General features: G+C 68.5%; 17 protein-coding genes and 2 pseudogenes. 17 read left to right on the top strand and 2 right to left on the bottom strand.

Translation table 11 applies throughout. The features are described 5' to 3' along the window. Window positions 1–58: 58 nt before the first annotated feature. The 17 genes and pseudogenes from purL (at window position 59) to pncB (ending at window position 19,706) form a co-directional block, all read left to right on the top strand. A complete protein-coding gene (gene purL, locus ARC78_RS08640) occupies window positions 59–3,940 on the top strand; it encodes a phosphoribosylformylglycinamidine synthase (RefSeq protein ID WP_057506105.1) in 3,882 nt (1,293 codons plus the stop codon). Between the two features lie 297 nt (window positions 3,941–4,237). After that, a pseudogene (locus tag ARC78_RS17125) lies at window positions 4,238–4,450 on the top strand (hypothetical protein); the annotation flags it as partial. 334 nt (window positions 4,451–4,784) lie between these two features. Beyond that, window positions 4,785–6,206 (top strand): annotated as a pseudogene (locus ARC78_RS08635) (S8 family peptidase); the annotation flags it as partial. A gap of 126 nt (window positions 6,207–6,332) precedes the next feature. Next, window positions 6,333–8,054: a type II secretion system ATPase GspE gene (gene gspE, locus ARC78_RS08630; RefSeq protein WP_054659709.1), complete on the top strand. Its 1,722-nt coding sequence runs from the start codon at window positions 6,333–6,335 to the stop codon at window positions 8,052–8,054. Between the two features lie 40 nt (window positions 8,055–8,094). Further along, window positions 8,095–9,312, top strand: a complete 1,218-nt coding sequence (xpsF, locus tag ARC78_RS08625; protein ID WP_057506126.1) for a type II secretion system protein XpsF — start codon at window positions 8,095–8,097, stop codon at window positions 9,310–9,312. A gap of 32 nt (window positions 9,313–9,344) precedes the next feature. Further along, complete coding sequence (gspG, locus tag ARC78_RS08620) at window positions 9,345–9,773, top strand: type II secretion system major pseudopilin GspG (RefSeq protein WP_145974302.1); 429 nt, start codon at window positions 9,345–9,347, stop codon at window positions 9,771–9,773. Window positions 9,774–9,853: 80 nt separating this feature from the next. Beyond that, the gene (xpsH, locus tag ARC78_RS08615) at window positions 9,854–10,294 is read left to right on the top strand and encodes a type II secretion system protein XpsH (protein ID WP_241772707.1); all 441 of its coding nucleotides are present in this window, start codon (window positions 9,854–9,856) and stop codon (window positions 10,292–10,294) included. Continuing rightward, window positions 10,291–10,689, top strand: a complete 399-nt coding sequence (gene xpsI / locus ARC78_RS08610) for a type II secretion system protein XpsI (RefSeq protein WP_057506103.1) — start codon at window positions 10,291–10,293, stop codon at window positions 10,687–10,689. Before xpsH ends, xpsI begins: the two co-directional genes overlap by 4 nt. Next, window positions 10,686–11,333, top strand: a complete 648-nt coding sequence (locus ARC78_RS08605) for a general secretion pathway protein GspJ (protein WP_057506102.1) — start codon at window positions 10,686–10,688, stop codon at window positions 11,331–11,333. Before xpsI ends, ARC78_RS08605 begins: the two co-directional genes overlap by 4 nt. Then, the gene (locus ARC78_RS08600) at window positions 11,330–12,187 is read left to right on the top strand and encodes a type II secretion system minor pseudopilin (protein ID WP_057506124.1); all 858 of its coding nucleotides are present in this window, start codon (window positions 11,330–11,332) and stop codon (window positions 12,185–12,187) included. Before ARC78_RS08605 ends, ARC78_RS08600 begins: the two co-directional genes overlap by 4 nt. Continuing rightward, a complete protein-coding gene (locus ARC78_RS08595) occupies window positions 12,184–13,305 on the top strand; it encodes a PilN domain-containing protein (protein WP_057506101.1) in 1,122 nt (373 codons plus the stop codon). Before ARC78_RS08600 ends, ARC78_RS08595 begins: the two co-directional genes overlap by 4 nt. After that, a complete protein-coding gene (gspM, locus tag ARC78_RS08590; protein ID WP_057506100.1) occupies window positions 13,280–13,900 on the top strand; it encodes a type II secretion system protein GspM in 621 nt (206 codons plus the stop codon). The genes ARC78_RS08595 and gspM overlap by 26 nt, the downstream gene beginning before the upstream one ends. Further along, complete coding sequence (locus ARC78_RS08585; RefSeq protein ID WP_057506099.1) at window positions 13,890–14,576, top strand: hypothetical protein; 687 nt, start codon at window positions 13,890–13,892, stop codon at window positions 14,574–14,576. Before gspM ends, ARC78_RS08585 begins: the two co-directional genes overlap by 11 nt. A 9-nt stretch (window positions 14,577–14,585) precedes the next feature. Then, window positions 14,586–16,793, top strand: coding sequence for a type II secretion system secretin GspD (gene gspD / locus ARC78_RS08580; protein WP_057506098.1), 2,208 nt, complete (start codon window positions 14,586–14,588; stop codon window positions 16,791–16,793). A gap of 2 nt (window positions 16,794–16,795) precedes the next feature. Beyond that, the gene (locus ARC78_RS08575) at window positions 16,796–17,659 is read left to right on the top strand and encodes a glycosyltransferase family 2 protein (RefSeq protein WP_096144932.1); all 864 of its coding nucleotides are present in this window, start codon (window positions 16,796–16,798) and stop codon (window positions 17,657–17,659) included. Next, entirely contained in the window at window positions 17,656–18,489 is an 834-nt protein-coding gene (locus tag ARC78_RS08570) for a glycosyltransferase family 2 protein (RefSeq protein ID WP_057506096.1), read from the top strand. The genes ARC78_RS08575 and ARC78_RS08570 overlap by 4 nt, the downstream gene beginning before the upstream one ends. Before the next feature lie 47 nt (window positions 18,490–18,536). Then, window positions 18,537–19,706, top strand: coding sequence for a nicotinate phosphoribosyltransferase (gene pncB / locus ARC78_RS08565; protein WP_054658782.1), 1,170 nt, complete (start codon window positions 18,537–18,539; stop codon window positions 19,704–19,706). Between the two features lie 50 nt (window positions 19,707–19,756). On the opposite strand, the gene ARC78_RS08560 is transcribed toward pncB, so the two are convergent. Continuing rightward, entirely contained in the window at window positions 19,757–21,073 is a 1,317-nt protein-coding gene (locus tag ARC78_RS08560; protein ID WP_057506095.1) for an NCS2 family permease, read from the bottom strand. A gap of 86 nt (window positions 21,074–21,159) precedes the next feature. Further along, the gene (gene ettA / locus ARC78_RS08555; protein ID WP_054658780.1) at window positions 21,160–22,824 is read right to left on the bottom strand and encodes an energy-dependent translational throttle protein EttA; all 1,665 of its coding nucleotides are present in this window, start codon (window positions 22,822–22,824) and stop codon (window positions 21,160–21,162) included. Window positions 22,825–22,836: the final 12 nt, after the last annotated feature.

Genomic DNA, 22,836 nt, shown 5'->3' with positions numbered 1-22,836 from the left:
CGGCCCAGTGCCGGCTCCGGTACAATGGCGGGCCCATTTCCACCATGGTCTCCCGGACATGATCGTCCTCGAGGGCGCAGCTGCCCTTTCGTCGTTCCGCCGCGAACGTCTTGAATCCCGCCTGCAGTCCATCGCCGCCGACCTGCGTATCACCGGTGCCTGGCACGTCTATTTCACCCAGACCGCCGATCCCGGCGCGGTCGACCTGGCCACGCTTGGACGCATCCTGCAGGGCCAGCCGCACAGCGCCGCCCGCGCCGAAGGCGCAGTCTCGCGCTATGTGGTGCCCCGCCTGGGCACGCTGTCGCCGTGGTCGAGCAAGGCCACCGAGCTGGTGCGTGGTGCCGGCCTGGCGATCCAGCGCGTCGAGCGCGGCACCCGCATCGACCTCACTGGCTGGCCTGCCGACCCGGCCCGGCAGGCCGCCGTGGCCAAGCTGCTGCACGATCCGATGACCCAGTCGCTGCTGGCCGACATCGACCAGGCGCAGACGCTGTTCAACAGCGTCGGCCGCGGCACGCTGGAGCGTATCGCGCTGGAGGATCTGGCCGCGGCCAACAAGCGCCTGGGCCTGGCCCTGGCCGATGACGAGATCGACTATCTGCGCCAGCGCTATGGCGAACTGGGCCGTGATCCGTCCGACGTCGAACTGATGATGTTCGCGCAGGCCAACTCCGAGCACTGCCGCCACAAGATCTTCAACGCCAGCTGGACCATCGACGGCACCGAGCAGGACCGCTCGCTGTTCAAGATGATCAAGTACACCCACCAGCAGACCCCGCAGCACACGTTGAGCGCCTACAGCGACAACGCCGCGGTGGTGGCCGGTGCGCCGGCCGCGCGCTTCCGCCCGGACCCGGCCAGCGGCAAGTACCGCAGTGAAGCGGTGGTGCCCAGCGCGTTCCAGATCAAGGTCGAAACCCACAACCACCCGACCGCGATCGCCCCGTTCCCGGGCGCCTCGACCGGTGCCGGCGGCGAGATCCGCGACGAAGGCGCGACCGGCCGCGGTGGCAAGCCCAAGGCCGGCCTGACCGGCTTCTCGGTCTCGCACCTGCGTATCCCGGCCCTGCCGCAGCCGTGGGAAGCGCCGCGCGCGCTGAACCCGCGCATGGCGCCGGCGCTGGACATCATGCTCGAGGGCCCGCTCGGCGGCGCCGCATTCAACAACGAGTTCGGCCGGCCGAACCTGCTGGGCTATTTCCGCAGCTTCGAGCTGCCCGAAGGCGGTATCACCCGCGCCTATGACAAGCCGATCATGCTGGCCGGCGGTCTGGGCGCGATCGACCGCGTGCAGGTGGAGAAGATCCCGCTGCAGGAAGGCGATGCGGTGATCGTGCTTGGCGGCCCGGCGATGCTGATCGGCCTGGGCGGCGGTGCGGCCTCGTCGGTGGCTTCGGGCGAAAGCGCCGAAGACCTCGATTTTGCCAGCGTGCAGCGCGACAACCCGGAAATGGAGCGCCGCTGCCAGGAAGTGATCGACCGTTGCGTGGCCATGGGCGCCGACAACCCGATCAAGTTCTTCCATGACGTGGGTGCCGGCGGCCTGTCCAACGCCATTCCCGAGCTGTTGCACGACTCCAATGTCGGCGGCGTGATCGACTTGGGCAAGGTACCCACCGACGATCCGTCGCTGTCGCCGCTGGAGCTGTGGTGCAACGAATCGCAGGAACGCTACGTGCTGGGCGTGGCGCAGGAGCGCCTGGCCGAGTTCGCCGCGATCTGCGCGCGCGAGCGCTGCCCGTTCGCCGCGGTCGGCGTAGCCACGGCCGAGGAACATCTGGTGGTGGCCTACGGCGCAACCCCGGGCAACACCCCGGCCGATGCGCCGATCGATCTGCCGATGGACGTGCTGTTCGGCAAGGCGCCGAAGATGCACCGCGACACCGCCCATCCGCCGGCACCGCGCTGGCCGCAGCTCAGGACCGCCGGCCTGGATCTGCACCAGGCGGGCCTGCGCGTGCTCGCCCATCCGACCGTGGCGGCCAAGAATTTCCTGGTCACCATCGGTGACCGCAGCGTCGGCGGCCTGACCGCGCGCGAGCAGATGGTCGGCCCGTGGCAGCTGCCGATGGCCGATGTGGCCATCACCCTGGCCGGGTTCGACACCTACGCCGGCGAGGCGATGGCGCTGGGCGAACGCACCCCGCTGGCGCTGCTCAATGCCGCCGCTTCGGCGCGCATGGCCGTCGGCGAAGCCATCACCAACCTGTGCGCGGCGCCGGTGACGGCGCTGGAGACGGTCAAGCTGTCGGCCAACTGGATGGCCGCCTGCGGCCACGAGGGCGAAGACGCGCTGCTGTATGACGCGGTCAAGGCGGTAGGCATGGAGCTGTGCCCGGCGCTGGATATCAGCATCCCGGTGGGCAAGGACTCGCTGTCGATGCAGGCGCAGTGGCAGGCCGACGGCCAGACCGAGAAGTCGGTGTCGCCGGTGTCGCTGGTGATATCGGCGTTCGCGCCGGTGGGCGATGCGCGCCAGCAGCTGACCCCCTTGCTGGATCGCGACGCCGACAGCGAGCTGTGGCTGATCGGGCTGGGCGCGGGCAAGCAGCGTCTGGGCGGTTCGATCCTGGCCCAGACCCATGCCGACCACAGCCCGCTGCCGGCCTTTGCCGGCGAGGTGCCGGACCTGGACGACCCGCAGCGCCTGCGTGCGTTCTTCGAACTGATCCGCGATGCGCGTGAATCGGGGCTGTTGCTGGCCTACCACGACCGCAGCGATGGCGGCGCGTTTGCCGCGCTGTGCGAGATGGCCTTCGCCTCGCGGCTGGGTCTGGATATCGTGCTCGACGCCTGGGGCGATGATCCGTTCCGCAGCCTGTTCAACGAAGAACTCGGCGCCGTGGTGCAGATCGCCAGGGAGGACCGCGCCGCGTTCGCCGACCTGGTCGAGCGCCATGCGCTGACCGAGTGCGCGCAGCGCATCGCCCGCCCGACCACCGCCCCGGTGGTGCGCGTGCAGCTGGGCAGCGACACCCTGGTGGAATGGCGCTGGGAAGAGCTGTTCGACGCCTGGTGGTCGGTGACTCACGCCATGCAGAAGTTGCGTGACAACCCGGAAGCGGCAGACCAGGAACGTGCCATCGCCCGCAACTTCAACGCCCCGGGGCTGAAACCCCGGCTGGCGTTTGATCCGGCCGAGGATGTGGCGGCACCGTTCATCGCCACTGGCGCCCGGCCGAAGGTGGCGATCCTGCGCGAGCAGGGCGTCAACGGCCAGATCGAGATGGCCGCCATCTTCGAGCGCGCCGGTTTCGACGCCTTCGATGTGCACATGAGCGACCTGATTGAAGGGCGCGTGCAACTGGCCGATTTCCGGGGTCTGGCCGCCTGTGGCGGCTTCAGCTACGGCGACGTGCTCGGTGCCGGCCGTGGCTGGGCGACCTCGATCCTGGAGCGTCCGGCCCTGCGCGAGACGTTCGCGGCCTTCTTCGCCCGCCCGGACACCTTCGCACTGGGCGTGTGCAACGGTTGCCAGATGATGAGCCAGCTCAAGGACATCATTCCCGGTGCCACGCACTGGCCGAAGTTCCTGCGCAACGCCAGCGAGCAGTTCGAAGCGCGAACCGCGCTGCTGGAAGTGGTGGAGTCGCCGTCGATCCTGCTGCGCGGCATGGCCGGCTCGCGTCTGCCCGTGGCGGTGGCGCATGGTGAAGGCCGCGCCGAGTTCGCCAGCGCGGTGGACCAGGCCGCCGCCAGCGTTGCGCTGCGTTACGTCGACGGCGATGGGCGCGTGGCCGACCAGTATCCGCTGAACCCGAACGGCTCGCCGGACGGCATCACTGGCCTGACCACGGCCGATGGCCGCGTGACGATCCTGATGCCGCACCCCGAGCGCACCCCGCGCACGGTCAACCTGAGCTGGGCGCCGGCCGGCTGGGGTGAGGACTCGCCGTGGCTGCGGATGTTCCGCAACGCAAGAGTATGGTGCGGTTGATCCGCCGCCACTGAGGACATTTCCAGCTGAATCCGGGAAACCCTCCGAAACGCCCGCAGGCCAAGGCCTGCGGGTTTTTTTATGCGCGGAATCGGGCGCGGCGGCGGCCGACAGAAAGTTGCCGCATCCGCCTGTTCCACAACGGGTTTCCATGAAATTTGTGCGATGAAGAAAAAAAATCGACAACCGCATCGGCACGCTGGAAGGGGTGACCGCCAACGCAGTGACCTAGGATGATGGCAGCTGCGCGGTGATGACGCTGGTCGGTGCGCAGCGCGCCCTCCTCGATATCGTTGCCGCCTGCGGTATCGCAACCTGCGCCGTATCGATCGCTAGGGCGCCATGAACGCGGCGATGTTGAACATGGCCACCAGCGACGCGGCGTGCGCAAACAGAACCGGGTGGGGTCCATTGGCTATCAGCGGGCGATCAGCGCACGCCACGGTGACCTTGGGCGGCACGTTCAGCAGTGATGACAGCTTGATCGGCGTGGGTGCCGGTTTCGGCTGGTTATCAAGCTGCGGCGGCGGTCCAGAGCTCCAGCCGCATCATTGTCAAATATCGTACCGGCAGCGCCGCCGCGCGCGACCGTTCCACCAAAGTGTCGGTGGTGCAGTCGGCGCTGTCCCGTGCCAGCCTCGGCGCAGGCAAGGCCCGTACTGCGGCGATCCGGGCCGAGCATGTGCGCACGCTGGGGGTGGGCGCGGATCTGATGCGCCTCGATGCCCGGCTCAACCGGGCCGAGCTGGACAAGGTGGTGGCCGAAATCGCCGCCGATCCGGCGGTGCTGTACGCCGAAGCCGACGTCAAACTGCAGCGTGTGGATTCGCCCAAGGCGAAGGAACAGCCGCAGCTGGTCCCCAACGACCAGTACTACCAGACCTACCAGTGGCACCTGCACAACGCCGCCGGGGGCATCAACGCGCCGGCGGCGTGGGACATCGCCCAGGGCGAAGGCGTGGTGGTGGCGGTGCTTGATACCGGGATCCTGCCGGGCCATCCGGATTTCGCCGGCAACCTGCTGCAGGGCTATGACTTCATTTCCGATGCCGAGACCTCGCGGCGCCCCACCGATGACCGTGTGCCGGGTGCGCTGGACTATGGCGACTGGGTGGCCACGGCCAACGAATGCGGCCCCAACACCCCGGCCGAGGACAGCTCCTGGCACGGCACCCACGTCGCCGGCACCATCGCCGAGGCGACCAACAACGGGATCGGCATGGCCGGGGTCGCCTACAAGGCGCAGGTGCTGCCGGTGCGCGTTCTCGGCAAATGCGGTGGCTACCTGTCCGACATCGCCGATGCGGTGACCTGGGCTTCCGGTGGCAGCGTGGCCGGTATTCCGGCCAATGCCACTCCGGCCGAGATCATCAACATGAGTCTGGGTGGCAACGGCACCTGCGGCAGCGTCTACCAGGATGCGATCAACGGCGCGGTGTCGCGTGGCACCACCGTGGTGGTGGCCGCAGGCAACAGCGCGGCCAACGCCGGCAACTACCGTCCGGCCAGCTGCAACAACGTGGTTGCGGTGGGCGCGACCCGTATTACCGGTGGCATCGCCTCGTACTCCAACTATGGTGCGGTGGTGGATCTGTCCGGTCCCGGCGGTGGCGGCGGGGTCGACGGCAATCCGGGCGGCTATGTCTGGCAGGCCGGCTACAACGGCACGACCACGCCCACCTCCGGCGCCTACAGCTATATGGGCATGGGCGGCACCTCGATGGCCTCGCCGCATGTCGCCGCGGTGGGCGCGCTGGTGCAGGGGGCACTGGCAGCAGCCAATCGCGACATCCTCACCCCGGCCCAGCTCGAAGCGCTGCTGAAACAGACCGCGCGGCCGTTCCCGGTGACCATCCCGGCCGCCACACCGATCGGCAGCGGTATCGTCAATGCCAAAGCCGCGCTGGACAAGGCGTTGGAGGTGCCGTGCGATCCGGCGGTGGACACCTGCGGCCCGGTCGCCACGCCGCTGACCAACAAGGTGGTGGTGTCCGGTCTGGCCGGTGCGGCCGGCAGCGAAGCGCTGTACAGCTTCCAGGCACAGGCCGGCGCGGTGCTGAGCATCCTCACCTACGGCGGTACCGGCAATGTCTCGTTGTACGTCCGCCTGGGCGAGGAGCCGAGCAGCACCGTATTCGACGCCAAGTCCGCGCGCGCCGGCAACAGCGAGACGGTGCGCTTCACCGCGCCGGCGGCGGGGACCTACTACATCAAGCTGGTGGGGGCTTCGGCCTACAGCGGGGTGAGCCTGGTGGCACGCCAGTAAGTGATCGACGGTGGTATCCGGGAACCCCGGCATTGCCGGGGTTTCCTTTATATGCGCCATCGGTTGCTGCGCGCGGACGGAACGCGCGGGCGAACTGCTAAAGTTCCGGCAACACAGGAGGATTGCGTGAACGCGGTAGCCAACGACGCCACTCTTGCGCCTGCCGAACGCATCATCCAGCTGCTGCTGGCCCAGGGCCGGCTGAAAGAGCCGGATCTGCTGCGTGCGCGGCAACTGCAGCGCGATGCCGGCGGCGATCTGCTGGGGTTGCTGGCACGGCTGGGACTGGTATCCGAGCGCGATCATGCCGACGCCTGCGCGCAGGTGCTTGGCCTGCGCCTGCTGGGGGTCAAAGACGTGCCAACCGCGCCGCCCGAGCTGGTCGAGGATGTGCAACCGATCGCGCTGCGCTTTCTCAAACAGTTCCATGTCTTGCCGCTGGGCGAGCAGCGCGGGCGTATCGCGTTGTGGATGGCCGATCCCTATGACCGCTACGCGATCGAAGCGATCCAGCTGGCCACCGGCTGCGAGGTCGCACCGGCGGTCGGCGTGCGCAGCGAGATCGCCGACCTGATCGAACGCTGGCACGGCCAGGGCCGCAGCGCGATGGATGCACTGCTGGAATCGACCGATGGCGAGGCTGCGCCGCTCGATGACATCGAGCACCTGCGCGATCTGGCTTCCGAAGCGCCGGTGATCCGGCTGGTGAATCTGCTGATCCAGCGGGCGGTGGAGCTGCGCGCCTCGGACATCCATGTCGAGCCGTTCGAGAACCGCCTGAAGGTGCGTTACCGCGTCGACGGCGTATTGGTCGATGGCGAGAGCCCGCCGGTGAATCTCACCGCCGCGGTGATCAGCCGTATCAAGATCATGGCGCGGCTCAACATTGCCGAGCGGCGGCTGCCGCAGGACGGCCGCATCATGCTGCGGGTGCAGGGCAAGGAGCTGGACCTGCGCGTGAGCACCATGCCCACCGCGCATGGCGAAAGCGTGGTGATGCGCCTGCTGGACCGCGAGACGGTGGTGTTCGACTTCCAGCGGCTGGGCTTTGACGAGGCCTTCCTGCCGCAGTTCCGCAAGGTGCTGGAGCAGCCGCACGGCATCCTGCTGGTCACCGGTCCGACCGGCTCGGGCAAGACCACCACGCTGTACACCGCGCTGAGCCAGCTCAACACCGACCAGGTGAAAATCATCACCGTCGAGGACCCGGTCGAGTACCAGCTCGAAGGCATCAACCAGATCCAGGCCAAGCCGCAGATCGGGCTGGATTTCGCCAGCGCGCTGCGCAGCATCGTGCGCCAGGACCCGGACATCATCATGATCGGCGAGATGCGCGATGTGGAAACCGCGCGCATCGCCATCCAGTCCGCGCTCACCGGCCATCTGGTGCTGTCCACCCTGCATACCAACAACGCCGCCGGCGGCATCACCCGGCTGCTGGACATGGGCGTGGAGGATTACCTGCTCACCTCCACCATCAACGGCATCCTGGCCCAGCGTCTGGTGCGGCGGCTGGAGCCGACCCACGCCTTGCGTTATCAAGCATCGCCGGAAGAAATCGAACGCTTCGACCTGCGCCGCTTCCAGCCGCAGGGTGAGATCCACCTGTACCGGCCGCAGCCCTCGGCGCTGGCACCTACCGGCTATCTGGGCCGCACGACCATTGTCGAATTCCTGGTGATGGACGATGCGCTGCGCGGTGCGGTGATGCGCAAGGCGGGCATGGGCGAGATCGAGCAGCTCGCGCGTGCGGCCGGCATGCGCACCATGTACGAGAACGGCATCGGCAAAGCCCTGCGTGGCGAAACCACGCTGGAAGAAGTGCTGCGGGTGACGGAGGACGCATGAGCCGTTGTCTGGGATCGCTCCATCCGGAGACGCATTGCTGATGCCGCTGTACCGCTACAAGGCGCTGGATACGCGCGGCGAGCTGCTCGACGGGCAGCAGGAAGCGGCCAGCGACAGCGAGGTGGTCGCGCGCCTGCAGGAACAGGGCCATCTGCCGGTCGAGGTGCGCCTGTCCAGTGGTTCGGGTGTCGCGGGCGGCGGCTGGAAGCCGTGGCGCCGGCGTCCGTTCGATGGCGCCGCGCTGGTGCGGTTCACCCAGCAGCTGGCCACCTTGCTGGGGGCGGGGCAGCCGCTGGACCGGGCGTTGTCGATTCTGCTGGAGACGCCCGAGGATGCGGCCCAGCAGCGGGTGATCGGCGATATCCGCCAGACGGTGCGCGCCGGTGCACCGCTGTCGCAGGCGCTGGAGCATCAGCACGGGGTGTTCTCGCGGTTGTACGTGAACATGGTGCGCGCCGGTGAGGCCGGCGGCAGTCTGCATGAAACGCTGCAGCGGCTGGCCGATTATCTGGAGCGCAGCCAGCAGTTGAAGGGGCGGGTGATCAACGCGCTGATCTACCCGGCGATCCTGCTGCTGGTGGTGGGGCTGGCGCTGCTGTTCCTGCTCGGCTACGTGGTGCCGCAGTTCGCGCAGATGTATGAAAGTCTGGAGGTGGCGCTGCCGTGGTTCACCCGGGCGGTGCTGCAGCTGGGTCTGCTGGTGCGCGAGGGGTGGATCGTGCTGCTGGTGGTGCCGGCGCTGGCGCTGCTGTGGGTCGAACGCAAACGGCGCGATCCGGATTTCCGCTTGGCCTTTGACGGCTGGCTGCTGCGGCGGCCGATGGTCGGCCCGTTGCTGGGCAAGCTGGAAACCGCGCGGCTGGCGCGCACGCTGGGCACCTTGCTGCACAACGGCGTGCCGCTGCTGGCCGGGCTGGGGATCGCCCGCAATGTGCTGGGCAATCGCGCGCTGGCCGCCGATGTCGGCGCCGCCCGTGAGGACGTGAAAAACGGCATCGGCCTGTCCGCCGCGCTGGGCCGCAATGGCCGGTTCCCGCGGCTGGCGCTGCAGATGATCCAGGTGGGCGAGGAGTCCGGCGCGCTGGAAAGCATGCTGCACAAGACCGCCGACACCTTCGAACAGGAAACCGCGCGGGCCATCGACCGCCTGCTTGCCGCGCTCGTGCCGGTGATCACCCTGCTGCTGGCGGCGGTGGTCGGCATGGTGATCATCGCCGTGCTGGTGCCGCTGTACGACCTGACCAATGCCATCGGCTGAATCCGGAAAATGCCGCAACTGTGGAGACTGTCATGAGACGCACCCAACGAGCACCGCACGCGCGCCGCCACCAGGCGGGCATGAGCCTGCTGGAAATCATCATCGTCATCGTGTTGATCGGCGCGGTGCTTACCGTGGTCGGCAGTCGCGTACTGGGCGGGGCGGACCGTGGCAAAGCCAATCTGGCCAAGACCCAGATCCAGACCCTGGCCGGCAAGGTGGAGAACTTCCAGCTCGATACCGGCCGGCTGCCGGCCAAGCTCGAGGATCTGGCCGCGCAGCCGGCCGGGGTCAGCGGCTGGCTGGGGCCGTATGCAAAACCCAGCGAGTTCAATGATCCGTGGGGTCATGCCATCGAGTACCGGGTGCCGGGCGAAGCCGGCCCGTTCGATCTGAAAAGTCTGGGCAAGGACGGCCGCCCCGGTGGCAGCAGTTACGACGCGGACATCAGCGTCGAGTAAGACCGATGCCCACGCTGTCCGCGCCTGTTTTTCCGCATCAGCGGCCGCGTCGCGCGTACCGCCGGCCCGCGGTGGCGGGCATGTCGTTGCTGGAGATGCTGCTGGTGCTGGCCTTGATGGCGGCCATCGGCCTGATCGCGGCGATGGCGATGAACGGCGGGCTGGCCGGCATGCGCCTGCGTTCGGCCGGCAAGGAGGTGGCCGCGCAGCTGCGGCATACCCGCACCCAGGCTGTCGTCAGCGGCGTGCCGCAGCGCTTCAGCATCGATCCGCGCACGCGCCGTTGGCAGGCCGCTGGCGGGCGTGATGGCCAGCTGCCGGCCGCCCTGGCGGTGCGCTTTGCCGGTGCCCGTCAGGCACAGGCGCGCACTGACGAAGGCGTGATCGGTTTTTTTGAAGACGGCGCCTCCACCGGCGGGCGTATCGAGCTGAGTTCGGGCAGTGCGGTGTGGCGGGTGGATGTGAGCTGGATCACCGGTGAGGTGAGCTCGGGCCCGGTGCGCGCGGATGCGGCGCGATGAAGCAGCAGCGCGGTTATTCGCTGATCGAGGTGATCGTCGCGTTCGCGTTGCTGGCGCTGGCGATGACCCTGCTGCTGGGCAGCCTGTCCGGGGCCGCGCGGCAGGTGCGCACGGCCGACGCGCATGGGCGCGCGGCCTTGCATGCACAGTCGCTGCTGACGGCGGCCGGTATCGAGGCCCCATTGGCGGCGGGACGGCGCCAGGGCGACTGGGAGCAGGGCCGCTATCGCTGGACGCTGGAGGTGACGCCTTACCTGGAGCCGCGCCAGACCGCGCCGGACGCGGCGCTGTGGCAGCTGGATCTGCAGGTGCGCTGGGGCCAGGCACCGACCGAGCAGTTGCGCTGGCGCACGTTGCGACTGCGCAGCCCGGCGATTGCCGAGGGGGTGCCATGAGATCACGGTCACGTGCGATGGGCGGCTTCACCCTGATCGAAATCCTGCTGGCCACGGTGTTGCTTGCCGCCGGCATGGCGCTGGCGTTCGCCGCGGTGCGCTCGACACTGGCGGTCAGTACCCGCGGTGAGACCATCGCCAGCGGCAACGAACGGATGCGCGCGGTCGATGGCTTCCTGCGCCGGCGCTTGAGCGCGGCGATGCCGCTGGCGATCGGCGCCGTCGATCCTGAAACCGGCACCGCACCGGTGTTCATCGGCGATGCGCGGCATCTGCAGTTTGTCGCCGAGGTGCCGGATTATCTCGGCCGCGGGGGCCCCTACCTGCATGAGCTGGAGGTTCAGGACGACGGACAGGCGTTGCGGCTGACGGTCTCGCTGACCCTGCTGCAGGCCGGCACGCGCATTGAAGAGCAACCGGTACGTGGCGCCGAGCTGCTGGTCGATGGATTGAAGGCGGTACGGTTGCGCTACCGCGGTCGTGATCCGCGGACCGGTGCGCTGATGGACTGGCAGGAGCAGTGGGCAACGCCGGCGCGGCTGCCGGTGCTGGTATCCATCGAGATCATTCCGCAGCAGGGACCTGCCTGGCCGCCGCTGCTGGTGGCCCCGCCGCAGTACGGCCGTGCCGGGGGATGGCGATGAGGTCGCGTGGCGCCGCACTGGTGCTGGTGTTGTGGGTGGTGGCGTTGCTGGCCGCGACCATCGGCACGTTCGCGCTCACCGCCAAGGTGGAATACCTGCAGGGCCGGGTGCTTGCGCAGATGGCCGCCGGTCAGCAGACCGCGCGCGCCGGTCTGGAATATGCGCTCTCGCGCCTGCGGCCCGATCCGCTGCGGCCGGCGTGGCAGGCCGATGGGCGTCCCTATCGCTGGCAGTTTGATGGCCGCACCGTGGAGCTGCGGATCGTGGCTGAAACCGGCAAGGTCGATCTGAACCTGGCCGAGCGGCCGTTGCTGGAAGGGCTGCTGCGCGCGCTGGCGGTGGAGCCGGCGCGGGCCTCGCAACTGGCCGGGGCGATGGTCGACTGGCGCGATCGCGATGAACTGCTGCAACCGGCTGGGGGCGCCGAGTCGGGTGACTACGCTGCCGCCGGTCTGCCGTATGGCGCCAAGAACGCACCGTTCGAGACTGTCGGCGAGCTGCAGCTGCTGCTGGGCATGGATGCGGCGCTGTACACGCGGCTGGCGCCGCTGGTGACGGTGTTCGGCACTCCGCAGCCGGACGTCCGTTTTACCGCCGCGCCGGTATTGACCGCAATGGGGCTGGATGCCGCGCAGGTCATCGCCGCACGTGAGCGGGGCCCCATGGCCGTCATCGATGGAACTTCGCCCGCGCCGCCGGCATCGGCCGGCAACGGCACTTATAGTATCGACAGCCGGGTGCAGCTCGGCAGCGAGCGTCAGGTGGTGCTGCGCGCGGTGGTCCGCGCAGGCAGCGGCGCGGGGACAGGCGGCTACACGGTAATACGCTGGGAACAGGGAGCGGCGGCACGATGACGGCGGTGCGGGGAAGTCTGGAAAAGCTGGGGGCAAACCTTGCACCAGGGATCGGAGGTTTCCGGCACTGGTGGTCGCGTGCCCTGCTGTCCTGGCTGCCGGCGCAATGGCGGGTCTTGCTGGGTTGTTCGGACGCGCGCCTGCTGTTGTCGCCAGCGCCTGACGCGGTGCAGGTTTCGCGCTGCCGGGCCGGCCGGACCGTGCCGCTGCAGCGGCTGGTGGCGCCGGTGACACCGGCGGTGCTGGAGTCGGCCTTGCCGGCGCAGGAGCGCGCGCTGCCCCGCGTTGCGGTGCTGCCCGCCGCGGCGGTGCTACGTCGGCGCCTGCAGTTGCCGGCCGCGGCCGAGACCCGGCTGCGGGAAGTGGTGCGCTTCGAGATCGACCGGCAGACGCCTTTTTCCGCCGACCAGGTGTTCTTCGATGTGCGGGTGGTGTCGCGTCATGGCGACGGACCGTTGGAGGTGGAGCTGGTGGTGGTGCCGCGGCAGCAGCTGGAAACGCTGATGTCGCCGCGCGAGGCCTGGGCCGGCCAGCTCGACGGGGTGGACGTGCTGGATACCGATGGCGAGCCATTGGCGGTGAATCTGCTGCCGCTGGCGCAGCGCCGGCAGCGGCAGCAACCGCTGCGACGGTTCAATCGCCTGCTGCTGCTCGCGGCGCTGGTCATGCTGGTGTTGGCCGGCTGGCAGTTGCTGGACAACCGCCGGCAGGCGGCCGCGGCGCTGGCCACCCAGGTCGACGGATTGGCGGCGCGCGCGCGCGCGGTTTCCGCGCAGCCGCAGCAGTTGCAGGATCTGCTCGATGGACAGGCGTTTTTCACGCAACGCGGCACGCAGCAGGTGGCGATGACCGGGCTGCTCGACGAATTGAGCCTGCGACTGCCGGAAGACACCTGGGTTGAAAAACTGGACGTGGAAAATGGCCGCCTGCAGCTGATCGGCTTCAGTGGCAGCGCTTCGGCGCTGGTGCCGCTGCTGGAGGATTCTCCGCACTGGAAGACACCGGCATTGACCGGCGTGTTGCAATCGACGGGCGGCCGTGACCGCTTCACGCTCGTTGCCGAGCTGCAACCGCCCGTGATGGAGACCGCCGATGGCGCTGTCCCCCACACGCCGTGACCGCTGGCTGGCCCTGGCGCTGCTGTTGCTGGCGCTGGCGCTGGTCTATCTGCTGCTGATCCATCCGCTGTTCATCCGGCCGTTGCAGGAGGTGGATGCGCAGGTGGCGGCGTTGCAGGAACGCCAGCAGCGCATCGCCCTGCAGTTGCGGCAGGCGCCGCAGATCGCCCAGCGCCTGCAACAGGCGCAACAGCAACTGGCCCTGCAACCCGGGTTCATGGATGAGCTATCGCCCGAGCGGGCGGCCTCGGCGCTGGTGCAGCGGCTGGAAACGGCGGTGCGCCAGGCCAGTCCGGGCAATCGCAGCTGCGCGATCAGTGACCGCTCGCCGTTGCCGGCCGATCACAGCGGGCGCTTCGTGCGCGTTGCGATCCAGGCGCGGCTGCGCTGCGGCAACCGCGAGCTGATCGCCGTGCTGCATGCCCTGGAAAGTGGCAGTCCTTATCTGGAGCTCACCCGTCTGGATATCCTCGCCCAACCCGCCGCCACGCCGCCGGGCGCCAGTGGCGGCGGACTGGATGCGGCCTTCGAGCTGGCCGGCTATCTGCGCCCGCAACCGCACGGGCCGGCGGCAGGAGCGGTGCATGCGCCCTGACGTGGCTGGATTGCGGACCTGGTGGCTGGCGACGCTGGCGGCATGGGCACTGCTGGGGTGGATCGCCACGCTGTGCGGGCTCGGCAGCCGGCTGCCGGGGCCGGCCGATGACCGGGGCGCCCCGGCCCTTCCGCGGATCCCGGCGCCCGCTCCAGACCGGCTCGGGCCGGCGGGCGATTACGCCGCCGCCACCTCGCGTCCGCTGTTCGCGCCGGACCGCCAGCCGCACCCGTTTGTTCTGGAGGCGGACGGCCAGGCAGCGACAGCGGTGCGGCTGACCGGCGTGTTGATGGCTCCCGGCACGGCGTTGGCAACGCTGACCACCGATCAGGGCCAGTCCTTGCGCCTGCGGCTGGGCGGCGAACCGGTGGCCGGCTGGCAGTTGCTGTCCCTGGCGCCGCGCAGCGCGGTGGTGTCGGGGCCGCCGGGTACCTTGCAGCTGCAGTTGCAGGTGTTCAACGGCAGCGGGAACGCCGCCGCCGATGCCGCAGCGGCCGGCACGCTTCCGCCGGCGGCCCCGCCGGTGGAGGCCATCCCGCCGGCAGCGGCCGATTCCGATGCGGCGGTGCCGATGCCCGGCGCGGCCGAGATCAGGTCGATCCGCGAACGCATCCAGGCCCGGCGCAAGCAGGCGCAGCAGCAATCAAACGGCAGCTCCGGCAGCCAGAACCCGTAGAGTGCAGGCATGACGTCACGCATTGTTTCCCTTTCCCTGTTGATCGGCGCGCTCAGCGCCTGCGCCAGCACGGCGCCGGTGCCGGACATCCGTCGCAACGCCCAGGCTCCCGTTGTCACCGCCGCGCCTGGCAAGCCCGCGCGGACCTCGGCGCTGGAAGCGGCCGAGGTGCCACAGGCCGACGACACCGGCAGCCGCGCGGTGATCCGCCGCGGCAACGGCACCGTGATCAACCGGGCGGCGGCGTCGGCCCCGTCTCCGTCGCTGGCCGCGGCCGGCAACGGTACGGCGGTGTTCAATTTCGAAGGGGAATCGGTGCAGGCCGTCACCAAGGCGATCCTCGGCGACATGCTCGGCCAGAACTACGTCATCGCGCCCGGCGTGCAGGGCACGGTCACGCTGGCCACGCCCAAACCGGTCTCGCCGGCGCAGGCGCTGAACCTGCTGGAGATGGTGCTGGGCTGGAACAACGCGCGGCTGATCTACAGCGGCGGCCGCTACAACATCGTGCCGGCCGAACAGTCGCTGGCCGGGACCGTGGCGCCCAGTACCGCGCCGGCCTCGGCCGCGCGCGGCTACGAAGTGCGGGTGGTGCCGCTGCACTACATCTCGGCCAGCGAAATGAAAAAGGTGCTGGAGCCGTACGCGCGCCCGAACGCGATCGTCGGCATCGACGGCTCACGCAACGTGATCACCCTGGGCGGCACCCGCACCGAGCTGGAAAACTACCTGCGCACGGTCGAGATCTTCGATGTGGACTGGCTCTCGGGCATGTCGGTGGGCGTGTTCCCGATCCAGTCCGGGCGCGCCTCGCAGGTGGCCGGTGATCTGGAAAAGGTGTTCGGGCAGGACAGCAAGACGCCCAGTGCCGGCATGTTCCGCTTCATGCCGCTGGACAACGCCAACGCGGTGCTGGTGATCACCCCGCAGGCGCGCTACCTGGACCAGATCCAGCAGTGGCTGGACCGCATCGACAGTGCCGGCGGCAACGCCCGCCTGTTCTCCTACGAGCTGAAGTACATCAAGGCCCGGGATCTGGCCGAGCGTCTGGCCGAAGTGTTCGGCGCCGGTGCCGGTGGTTCCGCCGGGCAGCGCGGTGTGTCGCTGGCGCCTGGCGCCACGCCGATGACTCTGGAGGGACGCGGCACCACCGATCCCTCGGCCGATCCCGCTGACACGCTGGGCCAGGGCGATACCGGTGGGATGGGCGGCGATGGTGGACAGCCGCTGGCGCTGTCACCGCAGGCGTCGGGCAATGGTGCGGTGACCCTGGAAGTGGAGGGCGACCGCGTCGGTGTCTCGGCGGTGGAGGAAACCAACACCCTGCTGGTGCGTTCCACCCCGCAGGCTTGGCGTTCGATCCGCGAGGTGGTCGAGAAGCTCGACGTGATGCCGCTGCAGGTGCATATCGAGGCCCAGGTGGCCGAGGTCGCGCTGACCGGTGAACTCAGTTACGGCGTGAACTGGTATTTCGAACAGGCGGTCAATGCCACCCCGGCCAACGGCGGCGCCGGTCTGCCCTCGGCGCTGGGACGCGGCATCTGGGGCGACATCGCCGGCGCGCTGGTGCCCGGTGATGGCCAGGGCGGCGGTGGGCTGAGCTGGACCTTCCTGGGCAAGAACGCCGCGGCGGTGATCAGCGCACTGGACCAGGTCACCGATGTGCGCCTGCTGCAGACGCCCTCGCTGTTCGTGCGCAACAACGCCATCGCCACCTTGAATGTCGGCAGCAAGATACCGGTCTATTCGGTCTCGGTCTCGGGCATCAGCGACAACCAGTACGCGCAGGTGCAGTACCTGGAAACCGGCACCATTTTGAAAGTGCGCCCGCGTGTCACCCGCGACGGCATGGTGTTTCTGGACATCGTGCAGGAGGTCAGCTCCCCGGAAGGCGAGCCCGACGCCAACGGCAACGTGCGCATCAACACCCGCCGCATGAAGACCGAGGCCGCGGTCAATGCCGGGGACACGGTGATGCTGGCCGGGTTGATCGAAGACAGTTCCACCCAGGGTTCCTCGGGCTTTCCCGGGCTGAGCCGGCTGCCGGTGATCGGTGGCCTGTTCGGCCGCAAGACCCAGAACAGCCGGCGCAGTGAAGTCATCGTGCTGCTGACGCCGAGCATCGTGCGCAATCCGCAGGAAGCGCGGAACCTCACCGACGAATACGGCAGCAAGTTCCGCGCGCTGGACCCGCTGGGCCCGAAGGCGCGCCGCTGAGCATGGCGCTGCCGGTCATCCTGTTGCCGGTGGGCGTGGACGAGGCCGCGCTCGATGCCTGTCTGGGCGCGCTGGAAGCGGCCACGCCCGCCGGGACTTCCGTATGGCTGGCCGATGACGGCCAGGCCGGACCACGCGCGCAGGCGGTGATCGAGCACTGGCTGGCAGGCACGCAGCTGCAGGCCGAGTACACGCGGCGTCCGCGTGCGATCGGCGAGGTCGCGCACCTGGACCAGATGCTCAGCGCCTGCGGCGATGCCGACGTGGTGGTGCTGGCGCCGGACGCGATTCCGCACCCGGGCTGGTTGGCGCAATTGAGCGATTGTCTGGCGCGCGATGCCGCCATTGCCACGGCCACACCGTGGAGCAATGCCGGCGAAACCACCGCCTGGCCGCGCGTGGGTGAGGTCAATCCGCTGCCGGCCGAGCCGGCGCGTCTGGCCCTGGCCTGTGCGGCGATGCCGCTGCTGCACCCGGAGCTGCCTTCGGCGGTGACCCATGCGGTGCTGATCCGTGGCAGTGCGCGCCGCCGCGCCGGCGGGCTGGATACCCACAGCTATGGTTCCTGGTATGCGGCGCTGGTGGATCTGAGCCTGCGCATGAGTGGCCTGGGCTGGCGCAACGTGCTCTGTGACACCGCCTTTGTCGGCCGCCTGCAGGAGGGCCGGCCGGCCGCGGGTGACATGGAGGTGCTGGCCACGCGCTGGCCGGTCTGGACCGCGCGCCTGGCCTCGTTCCTGATGGACGACCCGCTGTACGCCCATCGCGGCCAGCTGCAGCAGCGGTGCGCGCAGGCGATAATGCCCGACGCCCAGCGCGACCTGTTCGAGGCCTGTGCTTCCCTTCCAGGCGCGGAGCCGGTGTGAGCGATTCGATTGCCGTTGTTGTTGTCAGCTACCAGAGTGCGAGCACGCTGGACGAATGCCTGCAGCGGCTGCGCGCGGCGCGGGAGGTGGCCGAGATCCGCGTGGTCGACAACGATTCCGATGACGGTTCGCTGGCCATCGCCCAGCGCCATGCCCTGGCCGATCCGCGCGTGCGCTTCATCGCCAATCCGGACAATCCCGGCTTCGCCACCGCCTGCAACCAGGGCGCGCAGGACTGCCAGGCGCCGTGGCTGGCCTTCATCAACCCGGACCTGATGGTCGAGCCGTCCACGCTTGCGCAGCTGCGTGCGCTGGGCGCGCAGCTGGGCGATTGTCTGCTGGGCGTGGAGCAGGTCGATGAGGCCGGCCAGGCCGATGCCGCGGTGCGCCGCCGCGATCCGGATTTCGCCGCAATGCTGCGCCATCCGGGGCGGGGCTCGCGGCTTGCGGTGCCGGCCGATCCCGCGCAGCCGTTGCAGGTGGTGCAGGCGCTGTCCGGTGCGCTGCTGCTGATGCCGCGCGACCTGTTCGTGCGGCTGGGCGGCTGGGATGCCGGCTATCGCCTGCATGCCGAGGATCTGGACCTGTGCCGGCGTGCGCGCGAAGCCGGCGCCACGGTGGCCATCGCCAACGAGCTGAAGGTGCTGCATGTGCGCGGTGTCTCCAGCCGCGCGCGGCCGTACTTCGTGGAGTGGCACAAGCACCGCGGGCTGTGGCGCTATTTCCGCAAGTTCGAGGCCGCGCAGCGCCCGCTGCCGGTACGGGCCGGGGTCTGGTGCGCGATCTGGGCACACGCCGCGTTGCAGCTGCCGCGTCTGCTGCTTCGCTGAACCCGGCTTTCAGGCGGGCTCACGCAGGCCCGGCGCATAATGCCGGCATGATCATCCAGTCCCTGCTCGACACCGACCTCTACAAATTCACCATGATGCAGGCCGTGCTGCACCAGTACCCGGGCGCGCTGGTGCAGTACCGCTTCAAGTGCCGGACTCCGGGCATCGATCTGGCGCAGTACCTGGACCAGATCAACACCGAGATCGACCACCTGTGCAGCCTGCATTTCAGCACCGACGAGCTGGATTACATGCGCACGCTGCGCTTCGTGAAGCCGGACTTCGTCGACTTCCTCGGGCTGTTCCATCTGGATCGCAAGTACATCGCGCTGCGCGCCTCGCCGACGGTGCCCGGCGAGATCGAGCTGGACATCACCGGGCCCTGGCTGCACACGATCCTGTTCGAAGTGCCGTTGCTGGCGATCATCAATGAAGTCTGGTTCCGCAATGCCGGCCTGCCGGATTTCGCTGAGGGCGAGCGCCGCCTGCAGGCCAAGACCGCGTTGTTGCGGGACACGCCCGGCTTCGAGCTGTGCCGCATCGCCGACTACGGTTCGCGCCGGCGCTATTCGCGGCAGTGGCACGGGCACATGCTGCCGATGTTGCGCGAGGCGCTGGGCAGCCAGTTCGTCGGCACCAGCAACGTGCATTTCGCCCGCATCTACGGCATGACCCCGCACGGCACGATGGCGCATGAATACCTGCAGGCGTTCCAGGCGCTGGGGCCGCGGCTGCGCGACTCGCAGGTGGCGGCGCTGGAGTCCTGGGCGCGCGAGTATCGCGGTGATCTGGGTATCGCCTTGTCGGATGTGGTCGGGCTGGATGCGTTCCTGCGCGATTTCGACATGTATTTCTGCAAACTGTTCGACGGTGTGCGCCATGACTCCGGCGACCCGTTTGTGTGGGGCGACCGCATGCTGGCGCACTTCAAGGCCAACCGCGTCGACCCGGCCAGCAAGGTGCTGGTGTTCAGCGACGGCCTGGACATCCAGAAGGTGATGCAGCTGTACGAGTATTTCCGCGGGCGCTGTCAGGTCGCCTTCGGCGTGGGCACAAATCTGACCAACGATCTGGGGCCGACCCCGCTGAACATCGTCATCAAGATGGTCCGCTGCAACGGCCAGCCGGTGGCCAAGCTCAGCGATTCGCCGGGCAAGAGCATGTGCGATGACCCCAACTACCTGACCTACCTGCGCCAGGTGTTCGCGGTCCAATAAATGACAAACCCGCCCTCCGGCGGGTTTGTTTCACTGCGCTTGCGCGCCGATCACTCCAGCGCGAAGCGCAGCACGAACAGCCCGGCCACCAGCCACACCGCCGGGCGCACTTCACGCCAGCGGCCGGTGCCGGCCTTGAGGGCGGCGTAGGCGATGAAGCCGAACGCCAGGCCGTTGGCGATGGAGTAGGTGAACGGCATCGCCAGCGCACACAGCGCCGCGGGTACCGATTCGGTCAGGTCGTCCCACTTCACCTCGACCAGCTCGCGCAGCATCAGTCCGGCCACGAACAGCAGCGCCGGCGCGGTGGCGTAGGGCGGCACCATCGCCGCCAGCGGCGAGAACAGCAGCGCGCCCAGGAACAGTGCGGCTACCACCAGCGCGGTCAGTCCGGTGCGACCACCGACCTGGACGCCCGAGGCGCTCTCGGCAAAGGCGGTGGTCGAACTGGTGCCCAGCAGCGAGCCGGCGACGATCGCGCTGCTGTCGGCCAGCAGGGCGCGGCCGAAGCGCTTGTTGCCATCGGCCAGTTTCAGCAGCCCGGCCCGTCCGGCCACGCCATACAGGGTGCCGGTAGCGTCGAACACCTCCACCAGCACGAACACCAGCACCACCTGCATCAGCACCGCCAGCGGCGCGCCGCCGTCGTGGTGCAGCAGGCCGGGGATATCCAGCTGCAGGAAGGTCGGCGCCAGGCTCGGCGGCAGCGACACCAGCCCGCCGTACTGCACATGGCCGATCGCCCAGGCGATGCCGGTCACGGCGAGGATGCCGATCAGGATCGCGCCGCGCACCTTGCGCGCTTCCAGGATCGCGATCAGCAAAAAGCCCCCGAGGGCCAGCAGCGGCGGCGCGCTGTCGAGCTTGCCCAAGGTGAGCATGGTGTCTTCATTGGCGATGATCACCTGCGATTTCTGCAGCGCGATGATTGCCAGGAACAGGCCGATGCCGGCCACGATCGCCGAACGCAGCGAGGCGGGAATACCGGCCACCAGCCAGGCGCGGATGCCGGTCAGCGACAGCACCCAGAACACCACGCCGGAAATGAACACCGCGGCCAGCGCCTGCTGCCACGGCAGCCCGGCCGCGCCGACCACGGTGAAGGCGAAGAAGGCGTTCAGGCCCATGCCCGGGGCCATGCCGACCGGGAAATTGGCCGCCAGTGCCATCACTGTCGAGCCGATGGCCGCCGCCAGGCAGGTGGAGACGAACACCGCGCCCGGGTCCATGCCGGTGGTGCCGAGGATCTCGGGGTTGACGAAGACGATGTAGGACATCGTCAGAAAGGTGGTCAGCCCCGCCAGCACTTCGGTGCGCACGCTGGTGCCGTGCTGGTGGAGCTTGAACAGGCGGTCGAACAGGGACATGGCGGCTTTCCGGCACAGGGGGGAGGCAGGAGGTTTGTGGCCCGTACAAAAGCGGACGGCCGCACTGGGCGGCCGTCCGGCGGGTGTTACTTGAGCGCCTTGAAGCGCAGACGCTTGGGACCGGCATCGTCGCCGAGGCGACGCTTCTTGTCCTCTTCGTACTCGCGGTAGTTGCCCTGGAAGAACTCCACGTGCGAGTCGCCTTCGAAAGCGATGATGTGCGTGGCGATACGGTCCAGGAACCAGCGATCATGGGAGATCACGAAGGTGTTGCCCGGGAACTCCAGCAGCGCATCTTCCAGTGCACGCAGGGTTTCGATGTCCAGGTCGTTGGACGGTTCGTCGAGCAGCAGCACGTTGCCGCCCTGCAGCAGGGTCTTGGCCATGTGCAGGCGGCCACGCTCACCACCGGACAGCGAGCCCACCATCTTCTGCTGGTCCTGGCCCTTGAAGTTGAAGCGGCCGATGTAGGCGCGCGACTGGATCTCGATGCCGTTGATGTTGAGGATATCCAGGCCGCCAGCGATTTCCTGGAACACGTTGTGGTTGCCGGTCAGTGCATCGCGGCTCTGGTCCACGTAGGACAGCTTGACGGTCGGGCCGACCACGATCTCGCCGGAATCCGGCTTTTCCTGGCCGGTGATCATCTTGAACAGGGTCGACTTGCCGGCGCCGTTCGGACCGATGATGCCGACGATGGCACCCGGCGGGATGATCATCGACAGGTTGTCGATCAGCAGGCGGTCACCGAACTTCTTGGAGACGTTCTTGAACTCCATCACCGAGTTGCCCAGGCGCTCGCCCGGCGGGATGAAGATCTCGTTGGTCTCGTTGCGCTTCTGGTAGTCAACGCTCTGCAGCTCTTCCAGGCGGGCCAGACGGGCCTTGCCCTTGGTGCGGCCGCCCTTGGCGTTCTGCCGCGACCACTCCAGTTCCTTCTGGATCGCCTTCTGGCGGGCCTTTTCCTGGTTGTCTTCCTGCTTCAGGCGCTCGTCCTTCTGCATCAGCCATTCGGTGTAGTTGCCCTTCCACGGAATGCCGCGGCCGCGGTCCAGTTCCAGGATCCACTCGGCGGCGTTGTCCAGGAAGTAGCGGTCATGGGTGACGGCCACCACGGTGCCGGTGTAGCGCGCCAGGAACTGCTCCAGCCATTCCACCGACTCGGCGTCCAGGTGGTTGGTCGGTTCGTCGAGCAGCAGCATGTCCGGCTTCTGCAGCAGCAGGCGGCACAGCGCGACGCGGCGCTTCTCGCCACCGGACAGATTGCCGATCACCGCGTCCCACGGCGGCAGGCGCAGCGCGTCGGCCGCCACGTCCAGCTGGTTTTCCAGGGTGTGGGCATCGCCAGCGGCCAAGATCGCCTCCAGACGCTCCTGTTCCTTGGCCAGGGCGTCGAAGTCGGCACCTTCCTCGGCATAGGCGGCGTACACGGCTTCCAGCGCGGCCTGGGCCTGCAGCACCTCGCCGACGCCTTCCTCGACCGCTTCACGTACGGTCTGGGCCGGGTCCAGACGCGGTTCCTGCTCCAGGTAGCCGACCTTGATGCCGGGCTGCGGGCGGGCCTCGCCCTCGAAATCGGTGTCCACGCCGGCCATGATCTTCAGCACGGTGGACTTGCCGGCGCCGTTCAGGCCCAGCAGGCCGATCTTGGCGCCCGGGAAGAACGACAGCGAGATGTCCTTGATGATCTGCCGCTTCGGCGGGACCACTTTGGACACCTTGTTCATGGTGTAGATGTATTGCGAGGACATGAAGTCTCCGTA

The organism is Stenotrophomonas pictorum JCM 9942, from assembly GCF_001431585.1.
GTDB classification, from domain to species: Bacteria; Pseudomonadota; Gammaproteobacteria; order Xanthomonadales; family Xanthomonadaceae; genus Stenotrophomonas; species Stenotrophomonas pictorum.
The sequence above is the reverse complement of the archived record's forward strand: the minus strand, read 5'-3'. Positions and strand labels throughout refer to the sequence as shown.